Annotated in this window: 14 protein-coding genes; 12 read left to right on the forward strand and 2 right to left on the reverse strand. The window is 64.5% G+C overall.

What is annotated here, in order from left to right; translation table 11 throughout:
• Positions 1-191: 191 nt before the first annotated feature.
• The 7 genes from ABD847_RS11475 (at position 192) to ABD847_RS11505 (ending at position 8,352) form a co-directional block, all read left to right on the forward strand.
• Positions 192-953: a substrate-binding periplasmic protein gene (locus ABD847_RS11475; protein ID WP_345013100.1), complete on the forward strand. Its 762-nt coding sequence runs from the start codon at positions 192-194 to the stop codon at positions 951-953.
• Between the two features lie 173 nt (positions 954-1,126).
• A complete protein-coding gene (hcp, locus tag ABD847_RS11480; protein WP_345013102.1) occupies positions 1,127-2,788 on the forward strand; it encodes a hydroxylamine reductase in 1,662 nt (553 codons plus the stop codon).
• Positions 2,789-2,862: 74 nt separating this feature from the next.
• Positions 2,863-3,927: a flavin reductase family protein gene (locus ABD847_RS11485; RefSeq protein ID WP_345013103.1), complete on the forward strand. Its 1,065-nt coding sequence runs from the start codon at positions 2,863-2,865 to the stop codon at positions 3,925-3,927.
• 68 nt (positions 3,928-3,995) lie between these two features.
• Positions 3,996-6,566, forward strand: a complete 2,571-nt coding sequence (gene nirB, locus ABD847_RS11490; protein ID WP_345013104.1) for a nitrite reductase large subunit NirB — start codon at positions 3,996-3,998, stop codon at positions 6,564-6,566.
• Positions 6,566-6,904: a nitrite reductase small subunit NirD gene (gene nirD / locus ABD847_RS11495; protein ID WP_345013106.1), complete on the forward strand. Its 339-nt coding sequence runs from the start codon at positions 6,566-6,568 to the stop codon at positions 6,902-6,904. Before nirB ends, nirD begins: the two co-directional genes overlap by 1 nt.
• 63 nt (positions 6,905-6,967) lie before the next feature.
• Positions 6,968-7,795 (forward strand): nitrite transporter NirC, encoded by an 828-nt coding sequence (gene nirC / locus ABD847_RS11500; protein ID WP_345013108.1) that lies wholly within the window; start codon positions 6,968-6,970, stop codon positions 7,793-7,795.
• Positions 7,796-7,977: 182 nt separating this feature from the next.
• Positions 7,978-8,352: a hypothetical protein gene (locus ABD847_RS11505; protein ID WP_345013110.1), complete on the forward strand. Its 375-nt coding sequence runs from the start codon at positions 7,978-7,980 to the stop codon at positions 8,350-8,352.
• Positions 8,353-8,364: 12 nt separating this feature from the next.
• On the opposite strand, the gene ABD847_RS11510 is transcribed toward ABD847_RS11505, so the two are convergent.
• Positions 8,365-8,727 (reverse strand): DnaJ family domain-containing protein, encoded by a 363-nt coding sequence (locus ABD847_RS11510; RefSeq protein ID WP_345013112.1) that lies wholly within the window; start codon positions 8,725-8,727, stop codon positions 8,365-8,367.
• A gap of 119 nt (positions 8,728-8,846) precedes the next feature.
• On the opposite strand from ABD847_RS11510, the gene arfB reads away from it, so the two are divergent.
• Both arfB and ABD847_RS11520 read left to right on the forward strand, forming a co-directional pair.
• Positions 8,847-9,257, forward strand: coding sequence for an alternative ribosome rescue aminoacyl-tRNA hydrolase ArfB (gene arfB / locus ABD847_RS11515; protein ID WP_345013114.1), 411 nt, complete (start codon positions 8,847-8,849; stop codon positions 9,255-9,257).
• Positions 9,258-9,428: 171 nt separating this feature from the next.
• On the forward strand, positions 9,429-11,369 hold the full coding sequence (locus ABD847_RS11520; RefSeq protein WP_345013116.1) for a putative bifunctional diguanylate cyclase/phosphodiesterase: 1,941 nt from the start codon (positions 9,429-9,431) through the stop codon (positions 11,367-11,369).
• Positions 11,370-11,394: 25 nt separating this feature from the next.
• Here ABD847_RS11520 and ABD847_RS11525 read toward each other — a convergent pair whose 3' ends face one another.
• Positions 11,395-13,395: a methyl-accepting chemotaxis protein gene (locus tag ABD847_RS11525; protein WP_345013118.1), complete on the reverse strand. Its 2,001-nt coding sequence runs from the start codon at positions 13,393-13,395 to the stop codon at positions 11,395-11,397.
• 373 nt (positions 13,396-13,768) lie between these two features.
• Here ABD847_RS11525 and ABD847_RS11530 point away from each other — a divergent pair, with 373 nt between their 5' ends.
• The 3 genes from ABD847_RS11530 to ABD847_RS11540 all read left to right on the forward strand — a co-directional run bounded on the left by ABD847_RS11530 (position 13,769) and on the right by ABD847_RS11540 (position 17,603).
• Positions 13,769-15,043 carry an NRAMP family divalent metal transporter gene (locus tag ABD847_RS11530; RefSeq protein WP_345013120.1) on the forward strand — a complete coding sequence of 425 codons (1,275 nt, stop codon included), beginning with the start codon at positions 13,769-13,771 and terminating at the stop codon, positions 15,041-15,043.
• A 136-nt stretch (positions 15,044-15,179) separates the two neighbouring features.
• A complete protein-coding gene (locus ABD847_RS11535; protein ID WP_345013122.1) occupies positions 15,180-16,088 on the forward strand; it encodes a hypothetical protein in 909 nt (302 codons plus the stop codon).
• 150 nt (positions 16,089-16,238) lie between these two features.
• Positions 16,239-17,603: a nucleobase:cation symporter-2 family protein gene (locus ABD847_RS11540; RefSeq protein ID WP_345013124.1), complete on the forward strand. Its 1,365-nt coding sequence runs from the start codon at positions 16,239-16,241 to the stop codon at positions 17,601-17,603.
• Positions 17,604-17,736 lie beyond the last annotated feature (133 nt).

Genomic DNA, 17,736 nt, shown 5'->3' on the forward strand with positions numbered 1-17,736 from the left:
TTTTCTTGCTTTCGTTTTTACTGACCCCGCGCCGTTACGGGTTCGCTATTTTTACAAAATTGGCGTTTTTTTCAACTATTCCGTCACATTTTGAAAACCCTTGCAGACCAAGGGGCCTCACGACCAGCGGCTCAGCCCCGACGGCGGTGCCAAGGCTATACTCAAGACTCTCGTTCGCCGGAGCAAACCTGATGGTCCTTCCCTCCCGCCTCGGCCGCATCGGCTGGTTACTGCTGATGTCGGCGCCCCTTCCGGCGCAAGAATGTTGGCTGACCATCGCCTACAATGACGAACCCATTCCCCCCTATATCAAACGGGATGTGCCCAGCGCCGGCCCGCAGGGGGAGAGCTTTGCCCTGGTGGATCTGGCGGCCCACCGGCTGGGTTGCCAGATCCACTGGCAGCGTCTGCCCACCCTGCGGGTGCTGCACGATGTGACCCTCGGGGAGGTGGATGCCGCCCTCTTCTACTCCTGGACGCCGGAACGCGGCCAGACGCTGCGCTATCCCCAGCGGGACGGCAAACTGGATCCGGCCCGCCGACTGGCCCGCCTCAACTATGTGCTCTACCGCAAGCAGGGAGCCGCCGTCAGCTGGAACGGTGAACAACTGCAACCCCGTCACTGCCGGGTGGGCTACAACGCCGGTTGGTCCATCGGCTCATATCTGGCGGAGCGGCAACTCAACCTGCACCCGGGGGATGGCCCCGAGCAACTGCTGCGGCTGGTACAAAAGGGGCGACTGTGTGCCTATACCACCCTGGAAGAAGCCGGTGACGCCGCCATCGCCAGCTGGCCGGGGCAGTTCGAGAAGCTGACTCCCCCCCTGCTGACCAAGGATTACTACCTGCCCTTCAATCCGGCCTATTACCGGCGCCATGCCGAACGGGTGGAGGCCCTCTGGCAACAGATAGCCGAGCTCAGAGAACCGGCCTCAGCCACCGAGTCAAATTGACTAAGGGAGTCAGTTCGACTCGGTCAACGTCTGAGTCACTCTGACTCACCTCGCAACCAGATAAAGTCTAATTTATTGAATAATAACAACATAAATAGTTGGCACACCCCTTGTAATAGCCCGTGCGTCATCGGGTACCGACCCGTCATCCGGTCTTATCGCAAGGAGTCGCCATGTTTTGCGTGCAATGTGAACACACCATACGTACCCCGGTCGCCACCGGCTGCAGCTATGCCATGGGCATGTGCGGCAAGACGGGCGAGGTCTCCGATCTGCAAGACGTACTCATCTACCTGCTGCAAGGGGTGAGTGCCTACGCAGTGGCCGCCCGCCGCTTTGGCCTGGTCGACCGCGCCATCGACGCCTGGAGCTGCCAGGCCTTCTTCGCCACCCTGACCAACGTCAACTTCGATGCCGAGCGCATCCTGGCCTTCATCGGCGAGGCCCAGCAGGCCCGCGCCAAGCTCAAAGAGGGTTACGAAGCCGCCTGCCTGGCCCAGGGCCAGCAACCCGAAGCCATGACGGGCCCCGCCGCCGTGGAGCTCACCGGTGAGAAGGCCGCCCTGTTGAGCTGGGCCCCCACCGCCGCCGTCAACCGGGGCAAGGAGCAGGTGAGCGAGGATATCCTGGGGCTGCGCATGCTCTGCCTGTACGGCCTCAAGGGCGCCGCCGCCTACATGGAACACGCCCGGGTGCTGGGCGAGCAGGACGATGCCATCGGCGCCGAGTATCACGAGATCATGGCCTGGCTGGGGCAGGATCCGGCGGATATGAACGAGCTCATCGCCTGTGCCATGCGCATCGGGCAGATGAACTTCAAGGTGATGGCGCTGCTGGACAAGGGCGAGACCGACACCTTCGGCCACCCCAGCCCGGTACAGGTCAACATCAAGCCGGTGAAGGGCCAGGCCATCCTGGTCTCCGGCCACGATCTGCACGATCTGCAGAAGATCCTGGAGCAGACCGTCGGCACCGGCATCCGGGTCTACACCCATGGCGAGATGCTGCCGGCCCACGCCTACCCCGAACTCAACAAGTACCCCCATCTGGTGGGGCACTATGGCACCGCCTGGCAGAACCAGCAGAAGGAGTTTGCCGCCTTCCCCGGCGCCATCGTCATGACCTCCAACTGCATCATCAATCCCGATGTCGGCCAGTACAGGGATCGCATCTTCACCCGCAGCATCGTCGGCTGGCCCGGAGTCTGCCACATCGAGGGGGACGATTTTGCCACCGTGATCGCCAAGGCCCAGTCCCTGGCCGGCTTCCCCCATGACGAGATCCCCGCCTACACCAGCACCGGCTTTGCCCGCAACGCCCTGATGGCGGCGGCGCCGGCGGTGATCGACCAGGTGAAGGCCGGCCATATCCGCCACTTCTTCCTCATCGGCGGTTGCGACGGCGACAAGTCCGAACGCAGCTACTACACCGACATGGCCCGGGCCGTGCCGGAGGACTGCCTGATCCTGACCCTGGCCTGCGGCAAGTTCCGTTTCCACAGCTTCGACTACGGCGACATCAACGGCATCCCCCGCTATCTGGATGTGGGCCAGTGCAACGACGCCTACTCCGCCATCCAGCTGGCCATCGCCCTGGCTGACGCCTTCGGCTGCGGGGTCAACGATCTGCCCCTCTCCCTGGTGCTCTCCTGGTTCGAGCAAAAGGCCATCGTCATCCTGCTGACCCTGCTCTCCTTGGGCATCAAGGGCATCCGGGTCGGCCCCACAGTACCGGGCTTCCTGACCCCGAATCTGCTGGCCTTCTTGCAGGAGAATTTCGATCTCAAGCTCATCGGCAGCGTGGAGCAGGATCTGGCCGACATGCTGGCGGCCTGATGGCCCAGCCGGCGTTGATGTAGCTGGGGGCGACCTCGCCCCCAAACCCACCAGCCAACGATGTAGCAAAGAGCATGAGCATGAATCCCCTGGAACACCCCCACTGGCACGCCGGCAGCCGGCAGCTGACCTGTGTGGCCAAGCAGGCCGAAACCTGGCAAGGCGATACCCTCACCGCCGCCACCCTGGTGCTGCAGGATCTGGCCAGTCCCTGCCGGTTTGCCTTCCTGCCCGGGCAATACCTGCTGATCGGCACCGAGCTGGCCGGCAAACCGGTGCAGCGGGCCTACTCCATCAGCTCCAGCCCGGCCCAGACCGACCGGCTGGCCATCACGGTGAAGCGGGTGGCGGGGGGGCGCCTCTCCAACTACCTGCTGGATGCGCTGCAACCGGGCATGACCCTCAGCGCCCAGCCGCCCCAGGGCCACTTCCACCTGCCCGCCACCCTGCCGGATCAGGTGGTACTGCTCTCCGGTGGCAGCGGCATCAGCCCCATGCTCTCCATGACCCGGGCTCTGCTGGCCAGCGACTATGCCGGCACAGTCCATTTCATTCACAGCGCCAAGCGTCGGGAAGAGGTCATCGCCCTGGCCTGGCTGCTGGACACGGCGGCCCGCCACCGGCAACTGCGCCTGAGCCTGCAGCTGAGCGAACCCGCCAGCGAACTGCCGGGCCTGCCGGGTCGCCTCAGCGCCGAGACCCTGGCGGCCCTGTTGCCGGATCTGCAGGGTGTCGAGTTCTTCCTGTGCGGCTCGGATCGCTATCTGGCCGGTGTGCGTGCCCTGCTGGCGCATCCCCGCTACGCCGGCCTGCCGGTCCATCAGGAGGCCTTCGATCTGGGCGCCCAGCCGCAAGACCCGACGCCCCAGGCTCAGGGGCACAGGATAACCGTGCCCGCCTTCGACAAGGTGGTGGCGTTGCAGGGCGACGAGCCCCTGCTGGCGGCACTGGAGCGCGAGGGCCTGCCCATCATAGGGGCCTGTCGCACCGGGGTGTGCGGCAGCTGCAAGTGCCGGGTACTCGCCGGCGAGGTACACAGCCAGAGCAGCCTGCCCTTGAGCCCGGAAGAACAGGCCCAGGGCTATGTGCTGGCCTGTGCCAGCCGGGCCGCCAGCGATCTGACCCTGGCACTGAACTGATTGCGTGCGGTCCCGCAGTCGGGGCCGCCAAACACACTAAGCATGGCCTGCGGGCCTAGGGAGTCTGAATGCAAGCAAGCACGCATAACGCCGGCCAGCCACCGCGCATCCTGGTGGTGGGCAACGGCATGGTGGGCCACCGCTTCATCGAGGAGCTGTGCGAGCGCAGCGCGCCGGGGGCCTACCAGGTGACCGTGCTGGGGGCCGAACCCAGAGCCGCCTACGACCGGGTGCACCTCTCCTCCTACTTTTCCCATCACACCAGCGAAGAGCTCTCCCTGGTGAAGCCCGGCTTCTATGACAAGCACGGCATCACCCTGCACCTGGGCGAGGCGGTCAAGCAAGTCGATCGCGCCGCCAAGCAGATCCATACCAATCAAGGCCGGGTGCTGGACTATGACACCCTGATCCTGGCCACCGGCTCCTACCCCTGGGTGCCGCCCATCCAGGGCGCCCAGCATCACGAGTGCTTCGTCTACCGCACCATCGAAGATCTCAAGGCCATCCGCAGCGCCGCCAAGCAGGCCAAGTCCGGGGTGGTGATCGGTGGCGGTCTGCTGGGCCTCGAAGCCGCCGGGGCCCTCAAGGCCCTGGGCCTGCAGACCCACGTGGTGGAGTTCGCCCCCGTGCTGATGGCCGAACAGCTGGACAGTCAGGGCGGCCAGATGCTGCGCCGCAAGATTGAGTCCATGGGCGTGACCGTCCACACCGGCAAGAACACCCAGGAGATCCAGATGCACGGTGGCCAGCAGGCGGCCCACCGCCTCTGCTTTGCCGACGGCAGCCAGCTGGAGGTGGATCTGGTGGTCTTCTCCACCGGCATCCGGCCCCAGGATACGCTGGCCCGTTACGGTGGACTGCCGGTGGCCGAACGCGGCGGCATCCTCATCGACGATCACTGCCAGACCGCGGATCCGGCCATCTACGCCATCGGCGAGTGCGCCGCCTGGCAGGGTCGTTTCTTCGGCCTGGTGGCTCCCGGCTACAAGATGGCCCAGGTGGTGGTGGATCGCCTGCTAGGCGGCGATGCCCGCTTCGAGGGCGCCGACATGAGCGCCAAGCTCAAGCTGCTGGGGGTCTCGGTGGGTTCCATCGGCGACGCCCATGGCCGCACCCCGGGCAGCCACAGCTATGTGTTCCAGGACGACCAGGCCGGGGTCTACAAGAAAATCGTGGTAAGCGCAGACGGCAGCCGCCTGCTGGGCGCCGTGCTGGTGGGGGATGCCGAGGATTACGGCAACCTGTTGCAGATGGCCCTCAACGATCTGCCGCTGCCCGCGCACCCCGACAGCCTGATCCTGCCCGCCTACGCCGGCGCCAAGCCCACGCTGGGGGTGGATGCCCTGCCGGAAAGCGCCCAGATCTGCTCCTGCTTCGATGTCACCAAGGGGCGCATCGCCCAGGCGGTGGCGGACGGTCACCATACGCTGGCGGCCCTCAAGGCCGAGACCCGCGCCGGGACCGGCTGTGGCGGCTGTGTGCCCCTCATCACCCAGGTGCTTAACGCCGAGCTGGCCAAGCAGGGCATCGAGGTGAAGAACCACCTGTGCGGCCACTTCCCCTACTCCCGCCAGGAGCTGTACCACCTGATCCGGGTCGGCGGCATCAAAACCTTCGAGGAGGCCATCGCCAAGCATGGCCAAGGCTACGGCTGCGAGGTGTGCAAGCCGACGGTCGGCTCCATTCTGGCCTCCTGCTGGAACGACTATGTGCTGGGCGAGGATCTCACCGGCCTGCAGGACACCAACGATATCTTCCTGGGCAACATGCAAAAGGACGGCACCTACTCGGTGATCCCGCGGATGGCCGGTGGCGAAGTGACCCCGGAGGGGCTGATGGCCGTGGCCGAGGTGGCCCGGGACTACCGCCTGTACACCAAGATCACCGGCGCCCAGCGCATCGGCCTGTTCGGTGCCCAGAAGGACGATCTGCCGGCCATCTGGGCCCGCCTGATCGACGCCGGTTTTGAAACCGGCCAGGCCTATGCCAAGGCCCTGCGCATGGTGAAGACCTGTGTCGGCAGCACCTGGTGCCGCTTCGGCGTGCAGGACAGCGTGGGCCTGGGGGTGGAGCTGGAGCACCGCTACAAGGGGCTGCGCACCCCCCACAAGATGAAGTTCGGCGTCTCGGGCTGTACCCGGGAATGCGCCGAAGCCCAGGGCAAGGACGTGGGGATCATCGCCACCGACAAGGGCTGGAACCTGTATGTCTGCGGCAACGGCGGCATGAAGCCGCGCCACGCGGATCTGCTGGCCGCCGATCTGGACAAGGCCAGCCTGCTGCAATACCTGGACCGCTTCATGATGTTTTACGTGCGCACCGCCGACAAGCTGCAGCGCACCGCCAGCTGGCTGGAGAGCCTGGAGGGCGGTCTGGATTACCTCAAGCAGGTGATCATCGACGACAGTCTGGGCCTGGCGGCCGAGCTGGAGGCCGACATGGCGCGACTGCGGGACGCCTATGCCTGTGAATGGCAGCAGACGGTGGCGGATGTCAGCCAGCACGCCCGCTTCGCCCACTTCATCAACAATTCGGCCCGGGATCCCCTGGTGCAGTTTGTCGCCGAGCGCGCCCAGCACAGACCGGCCTCGCCGGCCGAGCGGGTCCCCACCTACAACATCAGCCTGGAGGAAGCATGATGAGCCAAGCCCAAGAGTGGATTTCCATTTGCGCCCTGACGGCGCTGCGTCCCGGTACCGGCGCCTGCGCCCTGGTGCAGGGTAAACAGCTGGCCCTGTTCCGCCCGAGCAAGGAGGCCACCCTCTACGCCCTGGACAACATAGATCCCTTCGCCCAGGCCAGCGTGCTCTCCCGCGGCCTCATCGCCGAGCATGACGGCGCGCTCTGGGTGGCCAGTCCGCTGAAGAAACAGCATTTTCGTCTGAGCGACGGCCACTGCCTGGAGAACCCGGACTTCTCCATCACCAGTTACCCGGTGCGGGTCAACGGCGATCGGGTCGAGGTGGCCCTGGCCTGAGCCGCCCCCACAGCGACAACCCGGTTGTTAACCTTTTTTTGAATAGACCATCAAGGAGCAAGCATGTTTACGGAAACCATTGGCAAGTGTGCCGCCACCGCCGAGCGCATCCAGCGCACCGCCAGCCAGAGCCCGTTGTCCTTCTGGATCGGCTGCCTGATGGCCGGGGCCTACGTGGGGCTCGGCATCATCCTCATCTTCACCCTGGGCAACCTGGTGGATCCGGCCATCCGTCCCCTGGTGATGGGCGCCACCTTCGGCATCGCCCTGACCCTGGTGATCATCGCCGGGGCCGAGCTGTTCACCGGCCACACCATGTTCCTCACCTTCGGCGTCAAGCGCGGCAAGCTCTCCAGCGCCCAGGCCGGCAGCATACTGCTGCAATCCTGGGTCGGTAACCTGCTGGGTTCCGTGCTGGTTGCCTGGCTGTTCTTCCAGGCCGGTGGCGGCACCTTGCTGCCGGTGGATACCAGCCTGCTGCACAAGGTGGCCCTGGCCAAGACCCAGATGCCCATCGGCGTGCTGATCGCCAAGGGCATGTTGTGTAACTGGCTGGTCTGCCTGGCCATCTGGATGTGCCAGCGGGTTGAAGGCAGCGCCAAGTTCATCGCCATCTGGTGGTGTCTGCTGGCCTTTATCGCCTCCGGCTACGAGCACTCCATCGCCAACATGACCCTCTTCGCCCTCGCCTGGTTTGGTGCCCACACCGCCGACTACAGCCTGTCCGGCATCGGCTACAACCTGCTGTGGGTCACCCTGGGCAACACCCTCTCCGGCGTGGTGTTCATGGGGCTGGGCTACTGGTACGGCACCCCGGCCACCCAGCGTGGTGAGCCCAAGGTGGTGGCCGCCAGCAGCCAGGCCAAGGTCGCGGCAGACGCGTCTGCCTAAGACGGCCTGCGCAGTAAAGACAACAGGGCGGAGATTCCGCCCTGTTGCATTGGTGCCGTGTTAGCGGCGCTGCACCCAGCCCCGGCCCCCCAGTCAGCCCAACCTCGCAAAAAGAAGAGCCGGATGCAGCCTGATTGAGTAACATCGCTGCACTCCCCCAGGCCAGGATGCAAAGGCGCACCATGAGAGAACAAGACAAGCTCCCCACCCTGATCTTCCGCTTGATGGTGGGGGCGGTAGGTCTCTGGATAGCCTTGCACACTTGGCAATTGGCCTATGATGCCCCCTATCGCTACTGTCTGTTTTTAAGCCTGTTTCTGGGCTATGCCCTGGGCGGGGATCGCCTGGCCTGGCAGTTGTGGGGGGCCCTTCGACGGCGGATACCGGATGAAGAAGAGCCTTCTGTCCCCCAGGATCCCCCGGCAAATCCGCGACTAACCACCGAAGCGGCAAAAACTCGTGGCTATCGATATCTCTCTAACCGATTCGTCCTCGGCGTGTTGCTCGTCGGCCTGTTGTTCCTCTACCTCAAGATCCGTCAGATCCAGGGCGGCTAATTCGGCGCTGACTCAACGCTTCATCTGAGCCGACTGCAGATAGCGATGGATGAAGCGGGTATCCAGACCCTTGATGCGCAGCTTCAACTCCAGCTGGCGTAGCCTGCGCAGCAGCTCGGTGGCTGCCTCGTCATCCGGCCCGTGACAGCGCGCCAGCAGATCACACAAGGCCAGGGCCTCCTGCCGCTGTTGCAACTCAGGCGGCAGATAGCCGGCGTTTTTCAGCAGCCGATAGCCCAGCCGCAGGGCCTCGGGCACCCCGCTGTCGTCCTCCAGCTGCAGGGGCTGCCCCCGGCCCGGCAGGGCATCCAGCTGACCTTGCGCCAAGGCGGCCTGGATCTGCCGCTCGGCCAGCTGATCGATCAACAGACTCATCGTCCTTGCCTCCTAAGCAGATGCATCACCCATACGGCTCGAGCTTACCCCTGCCGGCTACCGGCGCCAAGCGCCGGTGGGCACTGTACCCGGCCCCCGGCAGCTGCTACCCTGCGACCATGCTGTATATCTCCCACAACGTCCAGCTGCCTGACAGCGAGATCGAACTGACCGCCATCCGCGCCCAGGGCGCCGGCGGGCAGAACGTCAACAAGGTGGCCAGCGCCATCCACCTGCGCTTCGATATCCGCGCCTCCTCACTGCCGGATTTTTACAAGGAGCGGCTGCTGGCCCTGTCGGATCAGCGCATCAGCAGCGACGGCATCATCATCATCAAGGCCCAGACCCACCGCCAGCAGGAACAGAACCGCCTGGAGGCACTCGACCGGTTGCAGGCCCTGATCCAGAGCGTGGCCAAGGTGCAAAAAGCCCGCCGGGCGACCAAACCCACTCGAGCCTCACAACAGCGCCGCCTGGAAGGCAAGTCCCGGCGCAGCGACACCAAGGCCCTGCGGGGCCGGATCAAATAACCGTCGAGCGATTTTTCGGGCGGGCGCCAAGCGAGTAACAATCGCTCATTTACAGCCCGAGGCAATTGTGACAGCGTAGGTACGAGCACCCTTTGCGTGTAGGGCCAGCGCCCTTGCCGCCTAGGTGCAAGCACCCTATGTCCCCCTTGTCATTGCCAGAGGGAGTCTTCCATGGATCAGGCGCACTCACCCCTGTACCAGCGGGATGTGGCCCAGCTGCTGTATGGCAACAGCTATCCCGGGCTGTTTATTTCCACCCTGGCCGCCTGGGTGCTGGCGTTTGGCTTTGCCCCTCAGCCGCTGGCGTTGAGCAAGACAGGCTGGTGGTACCTGATGCTCAGCCTGCTGGGGCTGCGCCTGCTGCTCAGCCATTACTGGCGACGGCGTCTGCAGTTGGAACCCAGCTGCGCCCCCTGTGCCATCCGCCATTTTGCCATCGGTCTGCTGCTCACCGCCCTGATGTGGTGTTTCTTCTGTCTCTACTACTATCCGGGGGCGAGCCAGCCGCAGCTGGCCAGCAGCATCATAGTGGTGGCGGCCCTGACGGGCGGCGGCGCCAATGCCCTGGCCGGCCACAAGGGATTGGCCCTGACCTATACCTTCATCCTCTTGTGCCCCTACTCTGTGCTGTTGATGCGCTCCCCGCTGCCCCATGAGCATCTGCTGGGCAGCATAGGCCTGTTCTTCTGCGGCATCTTGATGTACACCGCCAAGAAGTCTGCCGACTTTACCGCCAATGCCATCGCCCTCAAGCATCAGCACGAGCGGCTGCTGAGCGAGCTGGAGGAGAAGGTGGCCATCCGCACCCGGGAGATCTACCTCTTGTCCAACCGGGATCCCCTGACCGGCCTGCTCAACCGCGGCGCCTTTTTGGAGAGCCTGCGGGCCCTGCTGCAGTGGCACAACGTGCGCCAGGCGCCCCTGGCGGTGCTGTTTGTGGATCTGGATGGCTTCAAGAAGATCAACGACACCCTGGGGCATGACTACGGCGATCTGGCGCTGCAGGAGGTGGCCAAGCGGCTGCGACAGCTGACCGATGGCGTCCAGCTGGGCCGCTGGGGGGGTGACGAGTTTATCCTGGCCGTCCCCTACCCCTCGCTGCCGGTACTGGAGCAGTTTGTCGCCGGCTTGATTGCCCGGCTGAACGAGCCCATCGCCGCCCAGGGCCACAGCCTCAAGCTGGGCGCCACTGTGGGCACGGCCCTGTTTCCCGAACACGGCGTCACCGCCCAGGGGCTGATCCAGCTGGCCGACATGGCCATGTACGAGCAAAAGCGTCAGGCGCCGGGCCGGCTGGGGCTGTTCAACGATGTGCTGGCCGAGCAGATCCGGCGGGAACACAAGCTGCGCAGTCGGTTGGACGAGGCCATCACCCGGCAGGAGCTGCTGCTGAGCTACCAACCCCTGGTGGCGACCCGCAGCGAACAGGTGGTGGCCGTGGAGGCCCTGCTGCGCTGGCAACTGGACGGCGAAGAGATCACCCCGGATGTGTTTATCCCGCTGGCGGAGCAGAGCGGTCAGATCCGCCGGCTGGGGCTCTGGGTGCTGGGCCGGGCCTGCACCTTTGCCCAGCGTCACCTGGCTGCCGAGATCGCCTTGTGCGTCAATGTCTCTGTGGTACAGCTCGAAGATGCCGCCTTTGTCGAGCTGCTGACCCAGGTGTTGGCCGACAGCGCGCTGGCGCCCCATCGCCTGCATCTGGAGATCACCGAATCCCTGCTGGCCTCGGATCCTGAGCGGCTACCACTGATCCTGCGCCAACTGCATCAGCTGGGGGTCAAGGTGTGCATCGATGACTTCGGCACCGGTTACTCCTCCTTGTCCATGATGCAGCACCTGGCGGTGGATCTGGTGAAGATCGACCGCTCCTTCGTCGGCAACATGGATAACAGCGGCCAGGTGATCATCAAGGCGGTGATGCAGATGGCCGACAGCTTCGGCTATCAGGTGGTGGCCGAAGGGGTGGAGAGCCATGCCCAGGCCCGGGTTCTCAAGGCCCTGGGGGTGCATTACCTGCAGGGCTTCTACTACGCGCAGCCTCTTGGGGAACACGGCCTGCTGGAGTTTCTGGCCCGTCCACAGGACGAGCCCGTCATCACGCCGCTGGGTTGAGCCGGCTTAGTTGAGCCGGCTTAGCTTAGCTGAGCCGGGTCAGCCGACCGGCCACCTCGGCCAGGATATCGCTCATGCGCTTGAGCTGGGCCGAGTTGTCGGCGTTGCCGTCGGTCAGCTGATTGAGGTTGCTCAGCTGCAGACTCATCTCCTGGGTCACTCTGTCCTGCTCCTCCGCCGCCACGGCGATCTGGGTCACCCGCTCGGTGATCTGACCGAAATCCGCCACCACGGCCTGCAGGTGCTGATGGGTCTGCTGGGCGCCCGTCACCGCCTTGTCGGTCTCGGCTTGCCCCTGGCTCATGGCACTGACCGACTGGCGGGAGGTGGCCTGCAGCCGGGCGATCACCTGTTCTATCTCCACCGCAGACTGCTGGCTCTTGGCGGCCAGACTGCGCACCTCGTCGGCCACCACCGCAAAGCCCCGACCAGACTCCCCAGCCCGGGCCGCCTCGATGGCGGCGTTTAGCGCCAGCAGGTTGGTCTGATCGGCGATGCTGCGGATCATCTCCAGCATGCCGCTCACCTGACCGCTGTCCTGCTCCAGTTGAATGATGGCCTGCTGCGCCTGGCCTATCACCTCCGCCAGCCGCTGCATGGTGACGATGACCTGGCTCATCTCCTGGCCGCTGCGTCTCACCTCGTCGTGGATCTGACCCACCGTGGTCTGGGTATCGTGGGCATGGCGCGCCACCTCCTGGGCGGTGGCGCCCATCTCGTGGGCGCCGGTAGCCAACATGGTGTTTTCGTCCCGCAGCTCCTGGGCCTTCTGCATGAAGCTGGTGCTGAAGCTGTTCAGCTCGCCGGCTTCCACCTGCAAGGCGCTGGCCGCCTCCTGCACCCGCTGCAACAGCTGCTTGAGCTTGTCGGCATAATCGTTCACCGCCTGACGCAGCGCCCCCACCTCATCGGCATGCAGGACGGAGAGCCGCTCGTTGAGATCGGCACTGCCGCTGGCCAAGGCCCGGATCTGGCTGGTGGTGCGAGCCAGGCTATAGAGGATGCCGCGGAAGAACAGCAGCCCCAGCAGCAACATCACCGCCAGGGTGGCCCCGACGCTCAGCTGCAGGAACAGTCCCATCTGCCGCGCCACCGCGGTCATGTGGGCCTTGGGCACCACCAGCCCCAGGGTCCAGCCGGTTTGCGGCAGCCGGCTCAGGCTGACAAACACGGGTTCATGCAGCACGCCATCGTCGGCCAGATCCAGGGTAGCCCCCTGCTGCAGAGCGCCTATCTGCTGGGTCAGCGGCGCCAGCCAGGGCTGCTGGGCCGTCAGTGTCTCCAGTCGCACCATGCTGCCGTCGGCCGCCGGCTTGGCCAGATCGCCGGGGAAGCTGATGATCTGCCCGGTCTGATCGATGGCAAAGGCGTAGCCACCCTGGCTCTGTCCGTAGCGTTGCAACAGGGCCGTGATGCCGTCGAGCATCATGTCCACCGTGCTGACGCCCATGAAGCGGCCTTGGGCCAGCATGGGCACGGTACAGGTGATCATGGGGGTCTTGGAATAGGGATCCGTGTAGGCCTCCGACCAGCTGCAGCGGCCGGCTTGGCCCTGACGCCCCACCTGATACCAGCTCTCGTCGTGATAGCCACTGCCCTTGGGATCGTTGTAATCATCCAGGTACTTGAGCTGGCCGCTATCGCGGCCCCAGAAGAAGCTGCGTCTGGCCACCCCGGGGGTGAAGGTCTCCGGCTCCGGCCAGATACCGCCGCCGGCGATGGTGGCATCGCCGTGGTTGTCGATCACAGGTGGAAACAGGCTCTTGAACAGGGCCTCATCCTTGGGCAGCAGCTGACTCTGGGTGGCCAGGCTGGCGGTGAGCTGCTGGATCTGCTCCAGCTTGGCTCCCAGCAGGCCCAGCATGTCGGCTTGGCTGGCCTGTATCATGGCCTGACGCTCCTGGATCAGCGCCGGTTTGACCTTCTGCTCCACCACCAGGTAGATGCTGGTTAGCGCCAATAAAAAAGCCAGCGCGGCGCCGGCGTAAATCTTACGGGCGATGGTCCAACCCTGTCTGTTTTGCATAACCGCTCCCAACTGCATATCTCGGGTAAACACCACTGTTAGGGGAAGCAAAGCAACAAGCACGCCAGGCCAGCGCCCCACCCAGTCGGCTGTCGCATCGCCAACCAATCGCTGCGCCACGACGGGGCAACCGCTACACCAGCCGCCAATTCAGGCTGCGGCGCTGGCTGGATGCACCAGATTGAGGCACCAGATTGACACAGATTGCGTCATGCCTCGCCTGGGTCTGGCCAAGCCGCGCAAAGGGAGTATGCTGACAAACCCGCCTCGGCGCAGCGACTGCGCCGGCGGCACTGACTTCCAGGCACCAAGGAGCCGGCGTCTTGCCCGGCATGGCCTGGGACACCTGACCAACCACATGAGGGAACATAGTTTGGAAAGCACACTCAGCAAGGCGGCCCCCAGCAACTGGGATAATCTGATGCAACTGCTGCGCACCCTGGGTCCCGGCATTCTGATGGCCTCCGCCGCCATCGGTGGCAGTCACCTGGTGGCCTCCACCCAGGCCGGTGCCCAGTACGGCTGGTCCCTGGCCGGCCTCATACTGCTCATCAATCTGTTCAAGTACCCCTTCTTCCGCGCCGGGGTCAGCTACACCATGGCCACCGGCCACACCCTGCAGCACGGCTATTACCAGATGGGCCGGGGTTACCTGGCCCTGGCCTTCGCCCTGAACATCTTCTCCGCTGTGGTGAACACCGCCGCCCTGACCCTGTTCTCCGCCAGCCTGCTGGGCTATTTCCTGCCGGTACAGCTGGACATGACGGTGCTGTGCGGCATCGTCCTGGCCCTGAGCCTGCTCATCGTGCTGGCCGGCCACTTCGCCATGCTCAACAAGGTCTCCAAGTTCATCGTCTCCACCCTGGCCGTCGCCACCGTGCTGGCGACCTGCATCGCCTGGCAACAGGGCCCGGTAGCCCCCGCCGATTTCGTCTCCCCCTCCCCCTGGCAACTGGCGGCAGTGGGCTTTTTGGTGGTGACCATGGGCTGGATGCCAGCCCCCATCGAGATCTCCTGCATCACTTCCTTGTGGCTGGCCCAGCAACGACGTGAACAGGTGGTGACACCAAGAAGTGCCCTGTTCGACTTCAACCTGGGCTATCTGGTGACCGCCGTGCTGGCGCTGATGTTCCTGGCCCTGGGCGTGCTAGTGCTGCATGGTAGCGGCCAGGCGGTGCAGCAAAGCGGTATCGGCTTTTCCCAGCAACTGGTGAACATGTACGCCGGCACCATAGGGGAATGGTCCCGCTACCTCATCGCCATGATCGCCTTCTTCTGCATCTTCGGCTCCACCATCACGGTGATCGACGGTTACAGTCGTGCCCTGGCCGAGGCCCAAGCCCTGCTGCGCAAGCAGGCCGACTTCTCCAACCGCAGTCTGACCCTGTGGATCCTGTTCGTTACCGCGGTCAGCCTGGGCCTGTTGCTGTTTTTCAAGAGCGCCCTGCTGCCCATGCTGGGCTTTGCCATGACCCTCTCCTTCATGACCACCCCGGCCTTCGCCTTGCTCAACTACCTGCTGGTACAGCGCTCCGCCATGCCGGCCGAGCTCAAGCCCAGCAAGGCCTTGCAGGCCCTGACCCACCTTGGCCTGGTCTACCTGTTCGGCTTCCTCGGCTTCTTCATCTGGTGGAAGTGGTTCATGTAACCCAGGTACCGGCACATCACGGCCCTGCGGGGCCGTTTTTTTATCGGCGCCGCGAGCGGCCCCTCTTTGCCTCAGGCCGACCTGTGCCACAATGGTTACCTAAGAGAGCCATATCCCGTCACCCAAGGAGAGTGGAGTGAAAGGCTGTTGTCTGCGTCTTTTACTGCTGTGGTGCCTGGTACCGGCCTGCCAGGCTGTCACCCTGTTTACCTATCGCCCCGGTGAAACCCCCCAGGATGTCCGCACCGTTTACACCACGGCTCTGCTTGAGCTGGCGCTGGAGAAGACCCGCCCCCAGTATGGCGACTTTCGCCTGGCGTCCGCCCCGGCCATGAACACGGCCCGCGCCCTGGCGGAGCTGAAAAAAGGCAGCCATCCCAACTTCATGCTGAAGATGAGCTACAACCCAGAGCTGGAAACGGCGGGAATGCTGCGGGGCAAACTGGATGTGGATCTGGACATCATCGGCTATCGGGCCTGCTTCACCCGCACCGGCTTGCTGCCCAGCCTGACCCAGGTGCAGAACCTGACGCAACTGAAGCAGTTTAGCCACGGTCAAGGCAGCGGCTGGGTGGATACCCAGATCCTGGAGGCCAACGGCTTTAACGTGGTGTCGGTGGGCCAATATGAGAGCCTGTTTCGCATGGTGGCCACCGGCCGCTTCGATCTCTTCTGCCGCGGCATCAACGAGTTGGAGGGCGAATGGCGCGCCCATCGCCAGCTGCCCGGCCTGGCGGTGGAACCCAGCCTGTTGCTCTACTACCCCTTGCCGCGCTTCTTCTACGCCAACCCGCGGGACGCCGATGGCCTCAAGCGGGTGGAGGAAGGGGTGCGGATAGCCCTGGCGGACGGCAGCCTGCAGCGCCTGTGGCTCAGCCACTATGGCCCCAGTGTGACCTTTGCCAAGCCGGCCCAGCGCCGGCTATTCCGCTTGACCAACCCCATGCTGCCGCCGGGTCTGTTGCCCGCCGAACAGCCGCGCTTCGATCCCATACTGGGGGATTTCATCACGCCACCGCCGTTGCCTCCGACCGGCCGGCAATGAGCCGCGCCCTCTTTGTGGATCCGGACTGGACTTGATCTGCCACAGAAAAACGTTTCAATTTTGCATTTTTCAGCCAAAAGCTGACTGATTAGTCTGGATCTTGCACAAAGAGCCCCTAGAATACCGCCACTCTTATCACCGAGGTCCGCCATGGATAGCCAAGCTCACGCCCACGATCTGGTCTACAAGCTCAACGACCGCCCCCCCTTGCCGCAAACCTTCTTCGCCGCCCTGCAGCACATGCTGGCCATGTTCGTCGGCATCATCACGCCGCCGCTCATCATCACCAGCACCCTGGGCCTCAGTGCCGACGATACCCGCTACATCGTCTCCATGTCCCTGCTCATGTCCGGCATCGCTTCCTTCATCCAGACCCGCCGCTTCGGCCCGGTAGGATCCGGCCTGCTGTCGGTGCAGGGCACCAGCTTCAACTTCCTGGGCCCCATCATCGCCTCCGGCCTGGCCTTGAAGCAGGCCGCCATGCCGGAGTCCCAGATGCTGGGCACCTTGTTCGGCACCCTGTTGATCTCCGCCGTCAGCATGGTGGTGGTGAGCCGTTGCCTGCACCTAGTCAAACGGGTCATCACCCCGCTCGTCACCGGCATAGTGGTACTGCTCATCGGTCTGACCCTGATCAAGGTGGGGCTCATCAGCATGGGTGGCGGTTTCGGCGCCATGCAGGATGGCAGCTTCGGCAGCGGTGAGAACCTGCTGCTTTCCGGGGTGGTGTTGCTCAGCATAGTGCTGCTGCAGCGCAGCAAGAATCCTTGGCTGCGCCTCTCCGCCATCGTGCTGGCCATGCTGGTGGGCTATGTGGTGGCCTTCTTCATGGGCCGCCTCAACGCGGTACAGCCCGCCGAGCACTTCTTCGCGCTGCCCCGCCTGCTGCCCTTCGGCCTGGGTTTTGACTGGCAGCTGTGCATCCCCATCACCATCATCTTCGTGGTCACCGCCCTGGAAGCCATCGGCGATATGACCGCCACTTCGGACGTCTCCGGTGAGCCGGTGGACGGCCCTGTCTATCTGGCCCGCATCAAGGGGGGCGTACTGTCCGACGGTCTCAACTCCATGCTGGCGGCCCTGGTGGGCACCTTCCCCATGTCGGTGTTCGCCCAGAACAACGGCGTCATCCAACTCACCGGGGTGGCCAGCCGCTATGTCGGCCTGTTTATCGCCGGCATGCTGGTGCTGTTGGGCCTGCTGCCGGGGGTGGCGGTGTTTATCCAGCAGATCCCCGAGCCCGTGCTGGGTGGCGCTACCGTGGTGATGTTCGGCACCATAGCCGCCGCCGGGGTGCGCATCATAGCCCGGGAACCCTTGGATCGCCGGGCCCTGATGATACTGGCGGTCTCCCTGGCCATGGGCCTGGGGGTCGCCCAGGTGCCCGAGGTGCTGCAACACCTGCCGGAGTTGCTCAAGAGCGTGCTCTCCTTCGGCGTGGCGACGGGCGGCATCACCGCCATACTGCTGAACCTGCTGTTGCCCAAGCCAGCCCCTCAGGTTAAGACCGTCTGATCCCCCGCTGGCCGCGTGCGGCCAGACGCTCTTGCCGCGCCCAGGTCTTGCCTGGGCGCATGCATTTTGACTGACAACATTGGCCAACACTCTGCGTCTCTCGCCGGCAGCCAGGTCATCCGCCGCCTAGGCT

It is taken from the genome of Pseudaeromonas paramecii, from assembly GCF_039540575.1.
Classification (GTDB): Bacteria; Pseudomonadota; Gammaproteobacteria; order Enterobacterales; family Aeromonadaceae; genus Pseudaeromonas; species Pseudaeromonas paramecii.